The following is an 18,677-nucleotide window of genomic DNA, read 5'->3' as shown; positions in this document are numbered from 1 at the left end:
TAAAAGTTTAATGTACCAGAGAGAGGGCGATTTCCTGCTTCAAACGGGCGATGAAATCATCCAGTTTGAGCGAGCCCAAGTCTTCTGCTTTGCGGCGTACGGCCACTTGCCTGTTTTCTTTTTCGCTGTTGCCCACCACGATTTGATAGGGAAAGCGCTGCTGGCTGTTGTCGCGGATTTTATAGCCGATTTTCTCATTACGCAAATCCAGTGCCACACGGAAGCCTTCAGCGCGCAGACGCTCGGCCACTTCGCGGCAATAATCGGCTTGATGCTCGGTGATGTTCATCACCACCATTTGCACCGGTGCCAGCCACAAGGGGAAAGAACCGGCGTGGTTTTCAATCAAAATGCCGATAAAGCGCTCGAGCGAGCCCAAAATGGCGCGGTGCAGCATCACCGGGCGGGCGCGGCCGTTGTCTTCGGTAACATATTCCGCATCCAGGCGCTCGGGCAGCACAAAATCGAGCTGCAAAGTGCCGCACTGCCATGAGCGCCCGATGGCGTCTTTGATGTGGTATTCGATTTTGGGGCCGTAAAAAGCGCCCTCGCCCAGCAACTCTTCCCATTGCAAGCCGCAGGCGGTGAGTGCATCGCGCAGACCTTGCTCGGCTTTATCCCAGGTTTCGTCGGAGCCTGCACGCTTTTCCGGGCGCAGCGACAATTTAATCGCCACATCATGGAAGTCGAATTGTTTGTATACCTTCATCACCAATTCGTTGAAGGCTTTGGATTCAGCCACGATTTGCTCTTCGGTACAGAAAATATGCGCATCATCCTGCACAAAGCCGCGCACGCGCATCAGCCCGTGCAAAGCACCTGAGGGCTCGTTGCGGTGGCAGGAACCGAATTCGGCCAAGCGCATCGGCAGATCGCGGTAAGAGCGCAAGCCTTGGTTGAACACCTGCACATGGCCCGGGCAATTCATCGGCTTCACGGCATAATCGCGCTTTTCCGACTGGGTGATAAACATATTTTCCTGATAGTTTTCCCAGTGGCCGGATTTTTCCCACAAGCCTTTATCCATAATCAGCGGGGTTTTGATTTCCTGATAGCCGGCCGCATCGAGCTCTTTGCGCATATGCTGCTCGATGGTTTGCCACAGCGCCCAGCCTTTGGGGTGCCAAAACACCATGCCCGGTGCTTCGTCTTGCAGGTGGAACAAATCCAGCTGTTTGCCAAGCCTGCGGTGATCGCGTTTTTCGGCCTCTTCCAAACGGAAAAGGTAATCTTTCAATTCGTCTTTCGTGGCCCAAGCGGTGCCGTAAATGCGTTGCAGCATTTCGTTGTTGCTGTCGCCGCGCCAATAAGCGCCGGCCACTTTCATCAACTTAAATACCTTGAGCTTGCCGGTGCTGGGCACATGCGGGCCGCGGCACAAATCGGTGAAGCTGCCCTCGCGGTAAAGCGACAACACCTCGCCTTGCGGAATGCTTTCGATGATTTCGGCCTTATAAGCCTCGCCGATGCCTTTAAAATAAGCCACGGCTTCATCGCGCGGCAATTCATAGCGCTCGACCGGGATATCTTGCTTCACCAATTCGGCCATTTTGGCTTCGATAGCGGTCAAATCTTCCGGCGTAAACGGGCGCTTGTAGGCAAAGTCGTAATAAAAGCCCTCTTCGATGGTGGGGCCGATGGTCACTTGCGCTTCAGGGAACAATTCTTTCACCGCATAAGCCATTAAATGAGCGGTGGAATGGCGGATGATGTCGATGCCCTCGGCATCCTTTCCGGTGACGATGGCCAAATCGGCATCGTGCTCAATCACAAATGAAGTATCCACCAATTTGCCGTCGACCTTGCCCGCCAGAGCGGCCTTGGCCAGCCCCGTGCCGATTGAAGCGGCCACATCGTAAACCGATACGGGGGCTTCAAATTGGCGGCGCGAGCCGTCGGGCAAAGTGATGTTCAACATGCAATACTCCAAAAATTATAGTGCAAACACGCCGCCTTTTTCAGACGGCCTGTTTGATAAACACAAAAAAACCGACAAAAACCCAAGCGGCTTTTGTGGTGACAGATTGGTAGGCGCGATCGGATTCGAACCAACGACCCCCACCATGTCAAGGTGGTGCTCTAACCAACTGAGCTACGCGCCTGCACGCGGCCAACATAAAGCTGCGGCAAAGGCGCTATTTTAGCTGATTTCCGTTTCGTTTGGCAAGCCTATCCGCCGTGCGTGTGCAGGCCGTCTGAACAGCATAAAAACCATAAATCCGCTATAATCCGCCCATTCTATTACAAACCCATCTTCAACCATGCTGAAATTCACCCTTCACAAAAAAGACGGCCACGCCCGCCGCGGCACCCTCGAGCTCAACCACGGTAAAATCGAAACACCGGTGTTTATGCCGGTGGGCACCTACGGCTCGGTAAAAGCGATGACGCCGCAAAACCTGCACGACATCAACGCGCAAATCATTTTGGGCAACACTTATCATCTGTGGCTGCGCCCCGGGCTGGAAGTGATCAGCCAATTCGGCGGCCTGCACGATTTTATCGGCTGGGACAAACCGATTCTCACCGACTCAGGCGGCTTTCAAGTGTTTTCACTCTCCGACATGCGCAAGCTCACCGAAGAGGGCTGCACCTTCAAAAGCCCGATAAACGGCGACAAATTGTTTTTATCGCCCGAAATTTCCATGCAGATTCAAACCGTGCTCAATTCCGATATCGCCATGCAGCTGGATGAATGCACGCCCGGCGAAGCGGCACACGAGCAGGCGCGCAAATCGTTGCAAATGAGCCTGCGCTGGGCCGAGCGCTCCAAAGCCGAATTCGAGCGCCTGAACAACCCCAATGCCCTCTTCGGCATTGTGCAAGGCGCGATGTATGAAGATTTGCGCGAAGAATCGCTTAAAGGCTTGGAGCAATTCGACTTTCCCGGCCTCGCCATCGGCGGCTTATCCGTGGGCGAGCCCAAGCCGGAAATGTACCGCATGCTCCGCACCGTCGGCCCGATGCTGCCCGAGCACAAACCGCATTACCTGATGGGCGTGGGCACGCCCGAAGATTTGGTTTACGGCGTGGCGCACGGCGTGGATATGTTCGATTGCGTGATGCCCACCCGCAATGCCCGCAACGGCTGGCTTTTCACCCGTTTTGGCGATTTGAAAATCAAAAACGCCAAACACAAGCTCGACACCCGCCCGATTGATGAAAGCTGCAGCTGCTATGCCTGCCAAAACTTCAGCCGCGCCTATCTGCACCATCTGCACCGCGCCGGCGAGATTTTGGGCGCACAGCTCAACACCATACACAATCTGCATTATTATCAAGTGATCATGGCGGAAATGCGCGAAGCCATTGAGCAGGGGCAATTTGAAAACTGGCGCGCGCAATTTCACGAGCAGCGCGCCCGCGGCACCGATTAACATTGCGGTTGCGTACGACAAACCTCAGGCCGGTCTGCGCCCACGCATCAGCGTGGCTGATGCCGTCTGAAACCAAACCTAAAAAGGTAAGATAGCAAGGCGGCAAACCGCAAACAGCACAGCAAGGCGGCGCTGTTAGGTTATTTTCAGGTTTGATATGACACCCATTCAAAAAAAATAATATACAAACAGGCAGCCTGTAAGTCGGATTCTCGAATCCGACTTACGCGCTATCAATATATCCGAATCGACGTCAAAGGCGATGCACCGGCCGCCATGCAGCTCAAAAACAGCTTCGGCAACGAAACCGGCATCAGCTTCAGCAATTTAAACACCAAGCCCGATTTAGGGTCTGTTCACAATTCATCTCGTGGCAATCTTTTGGCTCAAAAACGCGCCTGCCGCGTTGAAAATGCTCGCAAGGTGTCCAACCTTGCTGTGCTTTTCGCCTTGCAAGCGCGCTTTTGCGCTCAAAATCTTACGCACGGATGAATTGTGAACAGACCCTAGCGCGCAGTGTGTTTCAATTTACACCACCCAAAGGCGTGGATATATTGAGCAATTAAGTGTTTGCAACAAGGCATCAAAAAGGCCGTCTGAACGTTCAGACGGCCTTTTTGATGTTTTCCACATAGCCTCAAACAACCCGAATGGCAGCCGATTTACGCCTCTTCCTGCGCCGGCATTTCCTCTTCTTCGGCCGGCAAAATTTCCACACCGCCGACAGCACCCGCCACCCGCAGAATTTCCTGAAAACCGCTGCCGATGCGTTTGGCGTAATTGGTGTCGTTCATCAATGAGCTGGTGTGCCAGCTGCCCAATTCGTCTTGGCGCAGCTTGTCGAACACGCGGCTGCGAAACGAGCTCTCCAAGGTGGCCACATGGCGGTCGAGCGCTTCGCTGCCCTCTTTCCAGGCCTCGCTGCCTGCCGGAGCGGCGGCCGCCCGGCGAAACAGGCACATGGTTTTAAACAGATGTGCACGCAGGCGCAAATAATGCGGATAGGCGCGGCTGTCGGGCTTTTGCAGATAGTGCTGCATATTTTTCTGCAAATGTTTGCTGTCTTTCACAATTTCCACCAGCTGCATGGCGGCGATGTGCGCCTGCAATAATTGCTGTTGCTGCGCTTCGTCGTCGATGTCCATTTTGCTGGTGAACTCAAGCAACTCGCTGTAAGGGGCTTTGATGTAGTTTTCATAAAGCGCTTGCGCATCGAGCTGCAAAGGCGGCTCAGGCGGCTCCAGCAAAGGCTCTTCTTCCTGATAAAGCATTTCCGCCGGAATAAACAACACGTGGCAAATCACCTCCAAGCTCAGCGCACCCAAATGGCGCACCTCTTGAAACACGGCGCGCAAAGCGGTGTCGCCGGCGCGCAGCATATTGTCGGAAAGATAGCGCGCCTGTTTGCGGCGCATGGTTTTTTCCGGCATTTCTTCCGGAATCAGCACTTCATCTGCGGCTTTATCGGGCAGCCAGCGCTGCAAACTTTCGGCCAGCCGCGCTTGCAGCTTCCAAAAAACGGCCAGCCCCACCAAGTTAAACAAGGTGTGAAATAAAGCCAGTTGCAGCAGCGAATTGAAGCCGAGCCAGCCGGCCGCCTGCGCCACGAGCCAAGTGAGCGGCAGCCACAGCAGCAAACACAACACCGCCGTCACCACGTTAAACAGCAAATGCGCCAGCGCCAGCCGCTGACCGCTGCGCTCGCTGCCTAAAAAACCCACAAACGCGGTGGAAATGCTCGAGCCCACATTGGAGCCCAGCGCAATGGCAAAGCCCTGAGTCACGCTGATTTGGCCGCCGGCCAAAGCCGCCAACGTGAGAATCAGCGTGGCATGGGTGGATTGCAGCACCACCGTGAGCAAAAGGCCGATGCCGCTGAAAATCGCCACTTCCATCGCCCCGCCCGAGCGGATGCTGGCAAAATCCAGATTGCCGCCCACGCTTTGAAAGCCGTCTTTAATTGCATCAATGCCGATAAAAATCAGCGCAATGCCCACCAACACGCGCCCAAACGCGGCAAACCGTCCTTTTAAAAAGCCCGCCAAAATGCCGAACACCAGCATCGGCACCGCTGCCGGGCTCAGGCTCACGCTTTGGCCGGCCAGCGCCAGCAGCCAAATGCCGCCGGTGGCGCCCAGATTGGTGCCCAAAATCACCGCAATGCCGCCCGCCAGCCCGATTAAGCCGGTGCTTAAAAAAGCAATGGTTAAAAGCGACACCAAAGTGCTCGACTGCAAAACAAACGTTGCGCCCATACCGAACATCAGCCCGCGCGCAGGTGTGGCCGTGCTGCTGGCCATCAAGCGCTCCAATGTGCCGCCGGCGGCATTGTGCAGCCCCTCTTCGATGCATTGCATGCCAAACAAAAACAACGCCAAACCATAACACAGCTGCAACCAGGCAGGGCTGTACCAAAAGCTGCCGGCCAGCGCAATCAGCAGCAGGCCGACAAGCAAAGAGCGGAAGGCGGGTTTTTTCATCATAGGGGGCAAACGGAAAAGAAAATGTAGCGTATTGTAGCGGGTTTGGGCGGTGTCATAAAGCGGTCACAATAGGCCGTTTGAAAAGCCGCAAAGCTTTCAGACGGCCTGTTGTCTGCCCTTATCATAAAGATGCGTTTGAATCAACGGTGTTTGAATATCATCAAACATTATGCAGCTCAGACAAAAAAGCAACCCAAGCCCCACCATTTCTCCGCATCAAAAATTGCTCTCCGCAGCGGCCACCACCATGGCAAACTATATTGTATTGACTGCGTTGACTATCGGCCAAGCCGGTAAATATTACGTAATCCTCACCGCAAGCCGCACTCAGGCCGTCTGAAACGCATAAAACACCCCCGCTGCTTAATCGGGCAAAATCCCCGACAAACGGCTATATATGTAAATAAACATATAAAAATAAACAATTATTCTAAGCAAGCCCTTGTAATATCCGTCATAAAGCGCCATACTGCATATTCCAATAAGTAATGAACAACAAAGAAAGGAGCGATTGATGCAACATCGCAGACGCCAAGCTATTTTTCAGGCCGCCAAGCGCGCATTTAATGCCCGCAAAGCTGCCCACGATGCAGCCGGCAAATCCGCCGCCTCTTAAACAACCGACCCGCCGCCAATTATTGGCGGCATTTTTTATGCCCGGCTCGCGCAGAACAATGCAGCTCAAGCGTTTGAAATCCTTTCAGCGGATCAATTTTGAACACAAGGGGCTTGGCTGAAAAGTAAGATTATGCTCGGGGTTTGCCCCGAAAAACAAAAAGCGCACGCAGCGTTTTTTGTTTTTATATTATCTATTTTGCCTTATATCAAACTGCCGTCTGAAAACGCAGGCAGCCGGCGCGGTGCGGTTTTATAATTTCGGCTTGCTATTTAAAGTTTGACTTTCAAACCAATAAAAAGGAATCACACTATGCAACAATACACGCTCGACCCCAAAGCGCTTTTGGGCGGCATTATCGTTGAGGACAACGACCAGCAAATCGTGCAGCTCGCCCTGCAGAAAGACAACGAAATTCCGCCTTATCAAACCGATGCCATTGTGTTGCTGATTGTGCTGGGCGGCCGCGCCCAAATCACCACCGAAAAAGAAAGCCTCGAAACCCACGGCTTGCAAGTGGTGCGCCTGGCGCCCGATGAAACCCACAGCATCCGCGCGCTGGAAGACCAAACCACTATTTTGGTGATTAAGCAGCTCACCCACGAATTGACGCTGAGCAAAAAGCTGCGCTTCGGCCAATGTTGTTTGTAACGACTATGGTTAACCATCAAGGCCGTCTGAAAGATTAATCTTTCAGACGGCCTTCTTTAGGCTCTGAATAACGCTGGCGGGTGAATTTTCCGGCATTTTTATGCTAGGGTCTGTTCACAATTCATCACGCGGCAATATTTTGGCTCAAAAACGCGCCTGCTGCGTTGAAAATGCTCGCAAGGTGTTCAACCTTGCTGTGCTTTTCGCCTTGCAGCCACGCTTTTGCGCTCAAAATCTTACGCGCGGATGAATTGTGAACAGACCCTAGGGCGTCCTGACAATTACTTGTCATAAAGGCAGCCATAGCATAATACAAGCTAAAGCAACTACGCTTTCATAATGCCTTTTCAAACGATCGTAACGGGTGGCAACCGCACGAAAATGTTTCAATTTTTCAAAGGCATTCTCTACCAAATGCCTCGCTTTATACAAATACCAATCCATACACACATTCAGACGCTCCCTGTCTTTTTTATAAGGAATATTCGGCCTGATGCCCATATCGGCAAGCAACTGCCTGAAAGCGTCAGAGTCATAACCTTTGTCGGCAGTCAGCACTTCGGTTGAGGATAAATCTACGCTATCCAGCAATTCCGGTGCCGCAGTAATGTCATTAACCGTTCCCGATGTGACCTTGAAACCTACAGGGTTTCCACAGGCATCGACAGCCAAATGAATTTTAGTGCTATTGCCACCACGGCTGTGGCCGATAGCGGCTGCCTCTCCAACAGTTGCCGCTGCATGTTGGTGGACTTTGACATAGCTGCCGTCAATAAATACCCATTCCATATCGGGGAATTCGGTCAAGGCATTGAGTATGCTTTGAAAAATCCCTTTCTCCGACCATCTATGGAAGAGGCGCAACAGGGAATTGCCTTTACCGAAAAACGGCGGGATGTCTTCCCACGGTATGCCGGTTCTGATGCGGTAAAGTATGCCTTCTATTTTGAGGCGCAGATTTTTCTTGTGGTAAACGCCTAAATCGAGCAGAATGTTTAACAGCTTTGACCAGTATTCATCTTTGAGTAGTGTTCGAGGCATGGCAGATAAGTATGTTTTGTTTGGCGACAAAAATTTTAACTTATCTGCCTTTCTTTTATCTGATTATTTTTATGACAAGTAATTGTCAGGACGCCCTAGGGCATCCTATTGAGAAGATAGTGGTTCTATTACCTCAACAAACCAACACAACATAGCGTAAAAAAGACGATAAAAAACACCGCCATGAGTGATTCAGAGCTTCCGCTATAATAGCGCCCCACCCTTTTCAGAAACCCTCGGTATGACCCGCACCCAAAAAGGCTTAGCAGCCGCCATTTGCTCCAATCTTTTATTTGCCGCGCTGTTTCTCTACAGCAGCTGGATGCAGCCGATGAGCGGCACCGATGTGTTTATGTGGCGCATGGTGGCGATGTTGTTCGGCTTGCTTGCGCTGCTGAGCCTCAGCCGCAGCTGGCGGCAAACGGCTGCTTTTGCCCAAAGCCTCGGCAAAAGCCCCAAGCGTTGGCTGTGGCTCTTACTGCCCACGCCTATTCTGGCCAGCCAGCTGTGGCTTTTTATGTGGGCGCCGGTTAATGGAGAAGGCATTAATGTGGCCATGGGCTATTTTCTGTTTCCGCTGATGATGGTGCTTTTGGGCAACGTGTGGTTTAAAGAGCGGCTCGCGCCGCTGCAATGGCTGGCGGTGGCATTGGCCTGCGCCGGCGTGACGCATGAATTGTGGCGTAACGGTACGTTTTCGTGGGTGACGGTGTGGGTGTTTGGCAGCTATCCGCTTTATTATCTGATGCGCCGCGCGCAAGGTGTGCCGGCGCTCACCGGCCTTTTTTTCGACTTGCTGCTGATTGCGCCGCTCGCGCTGCTTTATCTGCTCTGGCAAGCCGACAGCCTGGCGCTGATTGCCGGGCAGCCCTGGCTAATCGGCTTTATTGTGCTGCTGGGCCTAAACAGCGCGCTGGCCATGCAGCTGAACTTACAGGCCAGCCAAATGCTGCCCTTCAGCCTCTTTGGCATGCTCAGCTATTTGGAACCGATATTGCTTTTTGCGCTCTCACTGATATTGCTGAACGAGCAAACCCCTCAGGGGGCTTTTATCAGCTACGGCCTGATTTGGCTGGGCTTGGCGCTGATGGTTTGGCACGGCATGCGCCGCGGCGGCAAAAGGCTGTTTAATTTCAAACAAAATTCATTGAATAATCAGTAGAATAATTCAAATTGGCTTAATTATATGTAATTTTAATCGAATTATTTTAAACAAAACGTATAATGAGTGCGTTTTTAACCAATAAAATAAAACATAATGTCTACAAACAATCTTCGCCAGAATTGGTCAAGCCGCCTCACTTATATTCTCACCGTAGCCGGTGCCACCGTGGGCTTCGGCGCCACATGGCGCTTTCCTTATTTAGTGGGTGAAAACGGCGGCGGCGCTTATGTGCTGCTGTTTTGCCTTGCCATGATTTTGATCGGCATTCCGATGATTTTGGTGGAAAACGTGATCGGCCGCCGCCGTGCCAGCAATTCGCTCGATGCGTTCGGCGGCAGCTACAACGGCAAACCTGTGCACAAAGCCTGGAAAGCGGTGGGCTGGCTCGGCCTGGCCGGCGCTTTCGGCATCATGGCCTACTATATGGTGCTGGGCGGCTGGGTGCTCACCTATATCGTCAACCTTATCGGCGGCGGCCTGGATGTGTCGCAACCTTTGGGTGCCGACACCACAAAGGCTTTTTTTGCCGAACACATCCACAACCGGCCGCTTTCGGTGCTTTTCTACACGCTTTTGTTTGTGCTGGCCAATTATTGGATTTTGACCAAAGGCGTGATCGGCGGCATTGAAAAAGCGGCCAAATTTTTGATGCCGCTGCTGTTTGTTTTCCTGATTTTTATGGTGATCCGCAACGTGACCCTGCCCGGCGCGGCAGAGGGCATCCGCTTTTATTTGCAGCCGGATTTCAGCAAAATCACGCCGCAATTGTTTGTGTTTGTGCTGGGGCAGGTGTTTTTCGCGCTCAGCTTGGGCTTCGGCGTGATGATTACTTTGTCGAGCTATCTGGATAAAAAAGAAAATCTGGTGCAAACCGCGGTGATCACAGCGGTGGTGAACACGCTGATTGCGGTGCTCGCGGGCTTTATGATTTTCCCCTCTTTGTTCAGCTTCGGCGTGGCGCCCGATTCGGGGCCGACGCTGGTGTTTCAAAGCCTGCCGATTGTGTTTTCCAATATGTGGGCGGGCACGATGTTTGCGGTGGTGTTTTTCTCGCTGCTCTTGATTGCCGCGCTCACCACTTCGCTGACCATTTACGAAGTGCTGATCACCGCTTTGCAAGAGAAAACCCGCTTGCCGCGCAGAACGGCGATTGTGTTGGTGTTGGGCGGCATTTTCCTGCTCGGCAACGTGCCCTCGGTGCTGGGCGACAATTTATGGCAGCAGGTGCGCCTGTTTGGCTTGAGCATTTTTGATGCGTTTGACTTTGCCAGCGGCAATATTCTCTTTATGCTCACCGCGTTGGGCTCGGCGCTGTTTGTCGGCTTTGTGATGAAAGACGAAGCGCGCGAAGAGCTCGGCAGCAACAGCCGCTTCACCGGCTTGTGGTTTGCTTATGTGAAATATTTTATTCCGTTTGTGATTTTGTTGATTTTTGTCAGCAACTTGATTTAAAGCTGCATGAATCAAACAGGCCGTCTGAAAACTTTTCAGACGGCCTGTTTGCTATAGAGCTATGATTTATTCTTTGCGCAAAGCTTTGGGCAACACAAACACAATGCTCTCGTCCGCGCCCTCGCCTTCGCGCACGGTGTGAAAGCCCCAATTATCAATGGCGGCAAGCACTTCTTTCACCAGCACTTCGGGCGCCGATGCGCCGGCGGTGACACCCACTTTGCTTTTGCCTTCAAACCATTGCCGCTGCAAATAGCCGGCATTGTCCACCATATAAGCATCCACGCCCAAGAGCGCGGCCACTTCGCGCAAGCGGTTGCTGTTGGAAGAATTGGGCGAGCCCACCACAATCACGATATCGCATTCTTGCGCCAGCGCTTTCACGGCTTCCTGGCGGTTGGTAGTGGCATAGCAGATGTCTTCTTTATGCGGGCTGCGGATATTCGGAAAACGTGCTTTCAAGGCCTCGATAATATCGCGGGTTTCATCCACCGATAAAGTGGTTTGGCTCACATGCGAGAGCTTGTCGGCATTGGCCACTTGCAGCGTGGCCACATCTGCCACCGTTTCCACCAGCAGCATCGCGCCTTCTGAGAGCTGCCCCATCGTGCCCTCCACTTCGGGGTGGCCTTTGTGGCCGATCATAATGATTTGATAACCTTGTGCATCCAGCCGCGCCACTTCTTTATGCACTTTGGTCACCAGCGGGCAAGTGGCGTCAAACACCTGAAAACCGCGCTCGGCCGCTTCATTCTGCACCGCCAACGACACGCCGTGTGCCGAATAAATCAGCGTGGCACCGGCCGGCACATCGGCCAAATCTTCGATAAACACCGCGCCTTTTTCGCGCAGATTATCGACCACAAATTTATTGTGCACCACCTCGTGGCGCACATAAATCGGCGCGCCGAATTCTTCCAGCGCACGCTCGACAATGCTGATGGCGCGATCCACCCCGGCACAAAAGCCGCGCGGGTTGGCCAACATAATGGTTTTATTGCTCATATTTTATCTTTATCAAAGTTATGTGTGTTTCAGACGGCCTTATCTTTCTTATGTTTGAAACCGTCAATCACCAGCAGCACCGCGCCCACGCAGATAAAGCTGTCGGCCACGTTAAACGCGGGGTAATACCAGTTTTGCCAGTAAAACAATAAAAAATCCACCACATGGCCGTGCAGCATGCGGTCGACCACATTGCCGATGGCGCCGCCGATAATCATCGCCGCGCCGGTTTTGCCCCATGTGCCGAAATCGTCTTTCACAATCGAGCGCGCCAAATAAAAGCAGATTACGGCGGCCAGCGCCAGAAAGAAATATTTCTGCCAGCCGCCGGCCTCGGCCAGAAAGCTGAAGGCGGCGCCGGTGTTATACACCAGCGTTAAATCGAAAAAATCGGGGATAATATTGAGCCGCTGGGCAAACTCAAAATTTTTCAACACCGCCACTTTGGTGATTTGGTCGAGCACCACGGCCGCAACAGCCAGCAGCCAGAATTTGGTTTTAGAAGGTTTGGAAGTAGTCATACACGTTTCAGACGGCCTTGATCAATTAAGCCGTGCATTTTACCCGATTCGCGGCTTTTCGGGGCTAAATTGGGTAAAACCGCCGCGGCAAGCGGCCGCCCGCTGCGAAGTATTCATATTGATTCAAAAAGGCCGTCTGAATATTGATACCGAGTCCAAAAATCGAAACCACCATGCCCTGCTTTTTTCGGGTTTGGCCTTATTCCCTGCCCTGAGGCTTGCGGATCAAACGCCACGGCAAAAAGCAGGCGTTTTTATCGAAGAAGCGGCGGAACACCGACCACACGGCAAACATCCCGCCCAAGGCCGAAGCCGCGCACATAAAAAACATAATCACAATCTGATAGCGCACCGCTTGCTCGGGCGCGCCGCCGGCCAGAATTTGGCCGGTCATCATGCCGGGCAGGCTCACAATGCCCACCACCGTCATGCTGTTAATCGTGGGCAGCATGCCCGCGCTCACCGATTGACGGGCGATATCTTGAAACGCTTCCCAAGGCGTGGCGCCCAGCGACAACATCATTTCCACCTGCCCGCGCTGTTGCGACAGCGCTTGCACGAGCCGGTCAAACGTGAGCGACACCGTATTGAGCGTGTTGCCCAAAATCATGCCCAAAATCGGCACCACAAATTGCGCCGAATACCAAGGCCGCACATTCAACACCCCATACAAACCAATCAGCGCCACAATCCACGAAGTGAGCCACACCGAAAGCAGGGCATCGCGCTTTTCACCCGCATAAGTATAGCGGCTGCGGCTGCCGGCCGACAAACCGGCCGTGAGTGTCATCACCAGCGCAATCACGGCAATCCACAGCGGGTGCTCGGCGGCAAACACATATTTCAACACCATGCCGATGGCGGTTAGCTGCACCACCGTGCGCACGGCGGCCACGCCTATTTTACGGGTGAGCCCCAAACGCATCCACATCGAAATCAGCACGCTGATCAACACCAGCACCGAGGCCACGGCCAAATCTACCCAGCTCAAATCATGCATCTTGCACCCCCGCATCCAATTTGCCGGCAGCCACATGCCACACCTTGGCCGCAATGCGCTGCAATTGCTCGGGGCTGTGCGAAATCCACACATAAGCGCCCTGATTTTGCCGGTTTTCCTGCCAAACGCGCACCAATTCTTCCACCGCCGCCACCGATTCCGGATCCAGCGCGGCGGTGGGCTCATCAAGCAGCAACACTTGCGGATTGAGCTGCAACACCCGCATCAAACACACCAATTGCGCCTCGCCGCCGGAAAGATTACCGCCATCGGTTTCCAAAAACTGCTCGTTGCGCTCAATCCGCTCCAGCATATGGCGGATTAATTCACGATTTTGCTTTTGGCCGCGATAAGCCGCCAGCGCAAACGGCACATTCAAGTTATCCGCCACATTGCCCGGCACCAGCACCGGCTGCTGGCGCACATAAGCCACCTGCGTGCGATAAGCCTCCACCGCAGCCGCTCCTGCCACCGCCTTACCCTGCCAGCGCAATTCACCGCCATCGGGCCAATCCAGCAAGGCCATCGTGCGCAGCAACACGCTTTTACCGCTGCCGGAAGCCCCTTCCACGCCGATTTTATCGCCGGCCTGCACGATGAAATCGGCCGGATGCAGCAAGATTTTGCCGCTTTTAATCACGCGGGTAAGCCCGTGGCCGGAAAGCAAAACAGTAGTATCGGCATTCATCATTGGGTTTGGCTCTTGTGGTTTGGAATGATGGCTTGATGATTCAGACAGCGGCAATCTGTTTCAGACGGCCTCGGGATATTGCGCCGCCCATAAAGCCAGATTTTGCGCCAGCTCATCCATATAAATGAATTTCGCCACCCGCCACACCTCACGTCCTTGGACAAACAGAATCACCACCGGCGCTGCAAGCGCATGAAAGCGGCCGGCCAGCGCCGGCAGCTCAGCCACATCGGCACGCACCGCAGCAATCTGCGGCCAATCGGCCAACACCGACTCCAGCTTAGGCTCCACCGCATGGCACACGCCGCAATCGCGCGACACGATATAGTGAAATGCTCAAAAAAGTTACACAAGATTCAAGAACCAAAACAGTAAAGTTTCTACACAGGAAATCCGCCATTCACGCCTGATCTTTTTAATCCACGCCCACGTCTTTTCAATCGGATTCAAATCAGGGCTGTATGGCGGCAGCCAAAGCACAATATGGCCGGCCTCTTTTAACGCACCCAAAATATCCTGCCGTTTGTGAAACGTCGCATTATCCATCACCACTATACTGCAGGCAGGTAATTCGGGAATTAATGCCTGTGTTATCCAAGCATGGAAAACATCACTGTTGACGCTGCATTCAAACATACCGAAGGCAAACGGCACGCCGTTGCAGGCGGCACCGATTACGTTGGTTTGCTTCAGATTCCAATCGAATACACCGGTGCAAGTCTGTCCTCGTTTTGCATAGGCTTTAGGCCTGAATGTATCGCTCTTAAAACCACTTTCATCTAAATAAACAATGGGATATAAGTGGCTCTCATAGAATTCCAATTCAGCGGCGAAATCAGCTCTTTTTTGTTGATCCGCTTTCGGGTGCTCGAGAATTTTTTTTAATGGTAATCTTCAATCGTTTGAGGGCACGAAAGATGGCCGACTGATCACAACCGAAACGGGCAGCCCGTTGCCATTGGTAGTCATCGGGATACTTGGCAACATCCTCTTCCAGAGCCTGATTATCGATTTTGCGGGGCGGGTAGTTTTTATCTACTTTAGGCTCAGGCTGCTTTTGCCAGTTTTGCAAAGCAGTAGTGCTGACGCCATATTTTGCGGCAACAGCGCGGTAAGTACTGTGCGCCAACTCGGCCAGGATTTTTTTACGGATATGAAGTGGATAGGTCATGATATTTGTGTAAGTTTTTTAGGCATTCTACTATATAAAGCAGGCTCAAGCCGTGCGCTGCAAGATGCTGCTCAATAGCGGGTAAAGTTTTTAATGTATCCATGGCCGTGATTTTAACATTTTATCCAGCATAAAAGGCCGTCTGAAACCCATCTTTCAGACGGCCTTTTGCCACAACATCAGCATTCAGGCGTAAAAACACACTCCGCCTTTTCCGCCCTCATTTTCCATAAACCCGGAGACCTTTACAAAACCGGATATCTGTCGCACCCGCGCAGGCGGGTGCCCAGTGCAACGCAGCGCTTTGCTTATCTCATACCAATTCAAAAAAGTAAGCTAACAAGGCGGCGAGCCGCAGACAGTACAGATAGTAAGGCAAGGCGAGACAACGAAGTTAGGTTATTTTTTGGATTGGTATCACACATTTCCGAGAATAATCAATTATCTATAAAATCAAACTATTTGATTGTTTCTTTTTTGATGGCGGCTACCTGCCTGACAACTCAAGCCGTGCTTCAGGCTGGGCTCCTGCCTGCGCAGGAGCGACGGAAAGGAAGTTTTGCAAAGGTTTCACCCGGCCTGCATCCAGTGTGTGTGTTTTCTATTCAACAAAAAGGCCGTCTGAAAGAATAATCTTTCAGACGGCCTTTTTCACAACCTCAGCGTTTAAGCGTAATGTCTCGTTTCGCCTTTGCCATCCACGTTTTCCGAGCAACGGGCGCAAAGCGTGGGATGCGCGGCCACCGAGCCGACATCATCGGTGTAGTGCCAGCAGCGTTCGCATTTCTCGCCGCCGCTCACCTTGGCCGCCACCGCCAATTCATCGCCTTTGGCCACGCTCACTTCAGACACCAGCAAGGCAAAGCGCAATTCTTCGCCCAGCGCTTTGAGGTAGCCTGCCAGCGCATCCGGCGCGGTGATGGCCACTTCGACCTGCAAAGAAGAGCCCACCGATTTATCGGCGCGCAAAGGCTCGATGGCGGCGGTAACGGCTTCGCGCACTTCGCGCACGGCCTGCCATTTTTTCAGCAGCGCTTCTTCGCTTTTCTCGTTGATCGACGGGAATTCGTGCCAAGTATGGAACAACACGCTGTCTTCTTCGCCGCCGCCTATAATGTCCCACGCTTCTTCGCCGGTGAAGCACAAAATCGGCGAAATCAGCAGCACCAAGCTGCGGGTGATGTGGTAAAGCGCGGTTTGGGCGCTGCGGCGCGCGTGGCTGTCGGCTTGGGTGGTGTAGAGGCGGTCTTTGAGAATATCGAGGTAAAACGCGCCCAAATCTTCCGAGCAAAAAGCCACGATGTCTTTCACGGCAAAGTGAAAGGCATAGCGCGGGTAAAAATCACCGGCCAGGCGCTCTTGCAATTGGCGTGCCAAAATCATGGCATAGCGGTCGATTTCCACCATTTGGTCTTGCGGCACCGCATGCTCGATGGGCGAGAAATCGCTCAGGTTGGCAAAAAGAAAGCTCAAAGTATTGCGGATGCGGCGGTAGCTTTCGGTAACGCGCTTCAAGATTTCTTTGGAAATCGCCAATTCGCCGCTGTAGTCGGTGGAAGCCGTCCATAAGCGCAGAATATCGGCGCCGAATTCGTTGTACACTTCTTGCGGCGCCACCACATTGCCGAGCGATTTCGACATTTTGCGGCCGTTTTGATCCACCACGAAACCGTGGGTGAGCAATTGCTTGTAAGGCGCGCGCCCCACGGTGGCGCAACCGATCAGCATGGATGATTGAAACCAGCCGCGGTGCTGGTCGCTGCCTTCGAGATAAAGGTCGGCAGGCCAAGCCAATTCTTCGCGCTGCTTGAGCACGGAAAAGTGGGTGCTGCCGGAATCAAACCACACATCGAGCGTGTCGTTGAGTTTTTCATAATCGGCGGCTTCCTCACCCAGCAATTCTTTAGCATCGAGCGAAAACCATGCTTCAATGCCTTTCTTTTCAATGCGTTTGGCCACTTCTTCGAGCAATTCGGCGCTTTTCGGGTGCAATTCGCCGCTTTCTTTGTGCACGAAAAACGTCATCGGCGTGCCCCAATAGCGCTGACGGCTCACCACCCAGTCGGGGCGGCCTTCAATCATGGCTTCCAGCCGTGCACGCCCCCAAGCGGGGAAAAATTCGGTGTCGTCCACCGCTTTCATGGCTTTGTTGCGCAGGGTTTTGCCGTCGTGCCCGGCCTTGTCCATGCCGATAAACCATTGGCCGGTGGCGCGGTAAATCAGCGGGGTTTTGTGGCGCCAGCAATGCGCATAGCTGTGTTCGATTTTGGTGTCGGCCAGCAGGCGGCCGTTTTCTTGCAGCCATTCGGTAATCACGGGGTTGGCTTCCCACACAGTGAGGCCGGCCACGCGCGGCACATCGCTGCGGTAGCGGCCTTCGCCGTTTACCGGATTATCCAATTCGATGCCGTATTTCAGGCACACGAAATAATCGTCCAAGCCGTGCGAAGGGGCAGTGTGCACCAAGCCCGTGCCTGCTTCGGTGGTAACGTGGTCGCCGTTGAGCATCGGAATATCGCGCTCGAGGAAAGGATGCTCGAGATGCAGGTTTTCCAGCTTGGCGCCGCCGGTTTCGGCCAACACGGCGCTGTTTTCAAAGCCGTAGCGTTTGAGCGCTTCTTCGGCCAAATCTTTGGCCAGCACCAATTTGCCTTTGGGCGTGTCGATTAATTGGTAAACCACATCGGCACCGGCGCTGATGGCTTGGCTGGCCGGCAGCGTCCACGGTGTGGTGGTCCAGATTACGGCAAAGGCTTCGCCGCCGATTTCGCTCAGGCCGAATGCCTTGGCCAGCGCGACGTTGTCTTTAAAGCGATAAGCCACATCCACGGCGGGCGATATTTTGTCTTTATATTCCACTTCGGCTTCGGCCAGCGAAGAGCCGCAATCGAGGCAGAACTGCACCGGCTTTTCACCGCGATAAAGATAGCCTGCCAGATAGATTTCGCCCAGCGCGCGCACGGTTTCGGCTTCGGTTTGGAAATCCATGGTGAGATAAGGGTGTGCCCAATCGCCCATCACGCCCAGGCGCATAAAGTCTTTTTTCTGACGCGCAATCTGCTCTTTGGCATATTCGCGGCACAATTCGCGAAAGCGGGCGGCGGGAATATCTTTGCCGTGCAGCTTTTCCACCATCAATTCGATGGGCAGGCCGTGGCAATCCCAGCCGGGCACATAAGGCGCATCAAAGCCCGCCAGCGTTTTGCTGCGCAAGATGATGTCTTTCAGAATTTTGTTGGCGGCATGACCGATGTGAATATCGCCGTTGGCATAGGGCGGGCCGTCGTGCAGAATGAATTTCGGCCGGCCTTGGGCGATTTCGCGCAGCTTTTCATAGCGCTTGTGCTCATACCAGCTTTTCAGCCAGCCGCCTTCGCGTTTGGCCAAATTGCCGCGCATGGGAAACGGGCTTTCGAGCAGGTTTACGGTTTTGCTGTAATCGGTCATTTTGTTTTTCTCGTGCTTCGTTATGTGGTTTCAGACGGCCTTATCAAGCATGCAAGG

General features: G+C 53.2%; 18 protein-coding genes, 1 tRNA gene and 1 pseudogene. 7 read left to right on the top strand and 13 right to left on the bottom strand.

Going from position 1 to position 18,677, the window contains the following annotated elements; translation table 11 throughout:
* Positions 1-7: 7 nt before the first annotated feature.
* On the bottom strand, positions 8-1,918 hold the full coding sequence (gene thrS / locus LVJ78_RS04785; protein ID WP_165870919.1) for a threonine--tRNA ligase: 1,911 nt from the start codon (positions 1,916-1,918) through the stop codon (positions 8-10).
* 107 nt (positions 1,919-2,025) lie between these two features.
* Positions 2,026-2,102, bottom strand: a tRNA-Val gene (locus LVJ78_RS04780).
* 159 nt (positions 2,103-2,261) lie between these two features.
* Here LVJ78_RS04780 and tgt point away from each other — a divergent pair.
* Together tgt and LVJ78_RS04770 are read left to right on the top strand one after the other, a co-directional pair.
* A complete protein-coding gene (gene tgt / locus LVJ78_RS04775; protein WP_132954106.1) occupies positions 2,262-3,377 on the top strand; it encodes a tRNA guanosine(34) transglycosylase Tgt in 1,116 nt (371 codons plus the stop codon).
* A gap of 231 nt (positions 3,378-3,608) precedes the next feature.
* Positions 3,609-3,725, top strand: a pseudogene (locus tag LVJ78_RS04770) (outer membrane lipoprotein chaperone LolA); the annotation flags it as partial.
* 314 nt (positions 3,726-4,039) lie between these two features.
* On the opposite strand, the gene LVJ78_RS04765 reads toward LVJ78_RS04770, so the two are convergent.
* A complete protein-coding gene (locus tag LVJ78_RS04765) occupies positions 4,040-5,860 on the bottom strand; it encodes a Na/Pi cotransporter family protein (RefSeq protein ID WP_341539395.1) in 1,821 nt (606 codons plus the stop codon).
* Between the two features lie 169 nt (positions 5,861-6,029).
* On the opposite strand from LVJ78_RS04765, the gene LVJ78_RS04760 reads away from it, so the two are divergent.
* Positions 6,030-6,200, top strand: a complete 171-nt coding sequence (locus tag LVJ78_RS04760; RefSeq protein WP_165870920.1) for a hypothetical protein — start codon at positions 6,030-6,032, stop codon at positions 6,198-6,200.
* Between the two features lie 114 nt (positions 6,201-6,314).
* On the opposite strand, the gene LVJ78_RS04755 is transcribed toward LVJ78_RS04760, so the two are convergent.
* Positions 6,315-6,545, bottom strand: a complete 231-nt coding sequence (locus LVJ78_RS04755) for a hypothetical protein (RefSeq protein ID WP_132954107.1) — start codon at positions 6,543-6,545, stop codon at positions 6,315-6,317.
* 243 nt (positions 6,546-6,788) lie between these two features.
* On the opposite strand from LVJ78_RS04755, the gene LVJ78_RS04750 reads away from it, so the two are divergent.
* Entirely contained in the window at positions 6,789-7,127 is a 339-nt protein-coding gene (locus LVJ78_RS04750; RefSeq protein ID WP_132954108.1) for a cupin domain-containing protein, read from the top strand.
* 288 nt (positions 7,128-7,415) lie between these two features.
* Here the strand turns inward: LVJ78_RS04750 and LVJ78_RS04745 are convergent, their stop codons facing one another.
* Positions 7,416-8,168 (bottom strand): IS5 family transposase, encoded by a 753-nt coding sequence (locus tag LVJ78_RS04745; protein WP_244802570.1) that lies wholly within the window; start codon positions 8,166-8,168, stop codon positions 7,416-7,418.
* A 241-nt stretch (positions 8,169-8,409) separates the two neighbouring features.
* Here LVJ78_RS04745 and rarD point away from each other — a divergent pair, with 241 nt between their 5' ends.
* Together rarD and LVJ78_RS04735 are read left to right on the top strand one after the other, a co-directional pair.
* Positions 8,410-9,330, top strand: a complete 921-nt coding sequence (gene rarD / locus LVJ78_RS04740) for an EamA family transporter RarD (RefSeq protein WP_132954928.1) — start codon at positions 8,410-8,412, stop codon at positions 9,328-9,330.
* Positions 9,331-9,426: 96 nt separating this feature from the next.
* Positions 9,427-10,785, top strand: coding sequence for a sodium-dependent transporter (locus LVJ78_RS04735; RefSeq protein WP_132954929.1), 1,359 nt, complete (start codon positions 9,427-9,429; stop codon positions 10,783-10,785).
* A gap of 66 nt (positions 10,786-10,851) precedes the next feature.
* On the opposite strand, the gene ispH is transcribed toward LVJ78_RS04735, so the two are convergent.
* The 7 genes from ispH to LVJ78_RS04700 form a co-directional block, all read right to left on the bottom strand.
* On the bottom strand, positions 10,852-11,790 hold the full coding sequence (gene ispH / locus LVJ78_RS04730) for a 4-hydroxy-3-methylbut-2-enyl diphosphate reductase (RefSeq protein ID WP_132954930.1): 939 nt from the start codon (positions 11,788-11,790) through the stop codon (positions 10,852-10,854).
* 29 nt (positions 11,791-11,819) lie between these two features.
* Positions 11,820-12,311: a signal peptidase II gene (gene lspA / locus LVJ78_RS04725; RefSeq protein ID WP_132954931.1), complete on the bottom strand. Its 492-nt coding sequence runs from the start codon at positions 12,309-12,311 to the stop codon at positions 11,820-11,822.
* Positions 12,312-12,510: 199 nt separating this feature from the next.
* Complete coding sequence (locus LVJ78_RS04720) at positions 12,511-13,311, bottom strand: ABC transporter permease (protein WP_132954932.1); 801 nt, start codon at positions 13,309-13,311, stop codon at positions 12,511-12,513.
* Positions 13,304-14,002 (bottom strand): ABC transporter ATP-binding protein, encoded by a 699-nt coding sequence (locus tag LVJ78_RS04715; RefSeq protein WP_132954933.1) that lies wholly within the window; start codon positions 14,000-14,002, stop codon positions 13,304-13,306. The genes LVJ78_RS04720 and LVJ78_RS04715 overlap by 8 nt, the downstream gene beginning before the upstream one ends.
* Before the next feature lie 60 nt (positions 14,003-14,062).
* Positions 14,063-14,323: a thioredoxin family protein gene (locus LVJ78_RS04710; RefSeq protein ID WP_165870947.1), complete on the bottom strand. Its 261-nt coding sequence runs from the start codon at positions 14,321-14,323 to the stop codon at positions 14,063-14,065.
* Between the two features lie 24 nt (positions 14,324-14,347).
* Positions 14,348-14,824: an IS630 family transposase gene (locus LVJ78_RS04705; protein ID WP_244802578.1), complete on the bottom strand. Its 477-nt coding sequence runs from the start codon at positions 14,822-14,824 to the stop codon at positions 14,348-14,350.
* A 13-nt stretch (positions 14,825-14,837) separates the two neighbouring features.
* Positions 14,838-15,173 (bottom strand): IS630 transposase-related protein, encoded by a 336-nt coding sequence (locus LVJ78_RS04700; protein ID WP_244802577.1) that lies wholly within the window; start codon positions 15,171-15,173, stop codon positions 14,838-14,840.
* A gap of 168 nt (positions 15,174-15,341) precedes the next feature.
* Here LVJ78_RS04700 and LVJ78_RS04695 point away from each other — a divergent pair, with 168 nt between their 5' ends.
* Positions 15,342-15,806, top strand: coding sequence for a hypothetical protein (locus tag LVJ78_RS04695; RefSeq protein ID WP_132954635.1), 465 nt, complete (start codon positions 15,342-15,344; stop codon positions 15,804-15,806).
* 33 nt (positions 15,807-15,839) lie between these two features.
* Here the strand turns inward: LVJ78_RS04695 and ileS are convergent, their stop codons facing one another.
* Positions 15,840-18,620, bottom strand: coding sequence for an isoleucine--tRNA ligase (gene ileS / locus LVJ78_RS04690; protein ID WP_132954634.1), 2,781 nt, complete (start codon positions 18,618-18,620; stop codon positions 15,840-15,842).
* Between the last annotated feature and the right edge of the window lie 57 nt (positions 18,621-18,677).

Origin of the sequence: Uruburuella suis (genome assembly GCF_022870845.1) — a bacterium.
Taxonomy (GTDB): domain Bacteria; phylum Pseudomonadota; class Gammaproteobacteria; order Burkholderiales; family Neisseriaceae; genus Neisseria; species Neisseria suis.
The sequence above is the reverse complement of the archived record's forward strand: the minus strand, read 5'-3'. Positions and strand labels throughout refer to the sequence as shown.

Bases quoted from the DNA above. Each gene is read 5' to 3' on its own strand.
- LVJ78_RS04700 (WP_244802577.1), bottom strand. From the start codon at position 15,173: ATGACCTATCCACTTCATATCCGTAAAAAAATCCTGGCCGAGTTGGCG.
- tgt (WP_132954106.1), top strand. From the start codon at position 2,262: ATGCTGAAATTCACCCTTCACAAAAAAGACGGCCACGCCCGCCGCGGC.
- LVJ78_RS04760 (WP_165870920.1), top strand. From the start codon at position 6,030: ATGCAGCTCAGACAAAAAAGCAACCCAAGCCCCACCATTTCTCCGCAT.
- LVJ78_RS04720 (WP_132954932.1), bottom strand. From the start codon at position 13,311: ATGCATGATTTGAGCTGGGTAGATTTGGCCGTGGCCTCGGTGCTGGTG.
- LVJ78_RS04745 (WP_244802570.1), bottom strand. From the start codon at position 8,168: ATGCCTCGAACACTACTCAAAGATGAATACTGGTCAAAGCTGTTAAAC.
- LVJ78_RS04750 (WP_132954108.1), top strand. From the start codon at position 6,789: ATGCAACAATACACGCTCGACCCCAAAGCGCTTTTGGGCGGCATTATC.
- ileS (WP_132954634.1), bottom strand. From the start codon at position 18,620: ATGACCGATTACAGCAAAACCGTAAACCTGCTCGAAAGCCCGTTTCCC.
- thrS (WP_165870919.1), bottom strand. From the start codon at position 1,918: ATGTTGAACATCACTTTGCCCGACGGCTCGCGCCGCCAATTTGAAGCC.
- rarD (WP_132954928.1), top strand. From the start codon at position 8,410: ATGACCCGCACCCAAAAAGGCTTAGCAGCCGCCATTTGCTCCAATCTT.
- LVJ78_RS04765 (WP_341539395.1), bottom strand. From the start codon at position 5,860: ATGATGAAAAAACCCGCCTTCCGCTCTTTGCTTGTCGGCCTGCTGCTG.
- LVJ78_RS04735 (WP_132954929.1), top strand. From the start codon at position 9,427: ATGTCTACAAACAATCTTCGCCAGAATTGGTCAAGCCGCCTCACTTAT.
- ispH (WP_132954930.1), bottom strand. From the start codon at position 11,790: ATGAGCAATAAAACCATTATGTTGGCCAACCCGCGCGGCTTTTGTGCC.
- LVJ78_RS04715 (WP_132954933.1), bottom strand. From the start codon at position 14,002: ATGATGAATGCCGATACTACTGTTTTGCTTTCCGGCCACGGGCTTACC.
- lspA (WP_132954931.1), bottom strand. From the start codon at position 12,311: ATGACTACTTCCAAACCTTCTAAAACCAAATTCTGGCTGCTGGCTGTT.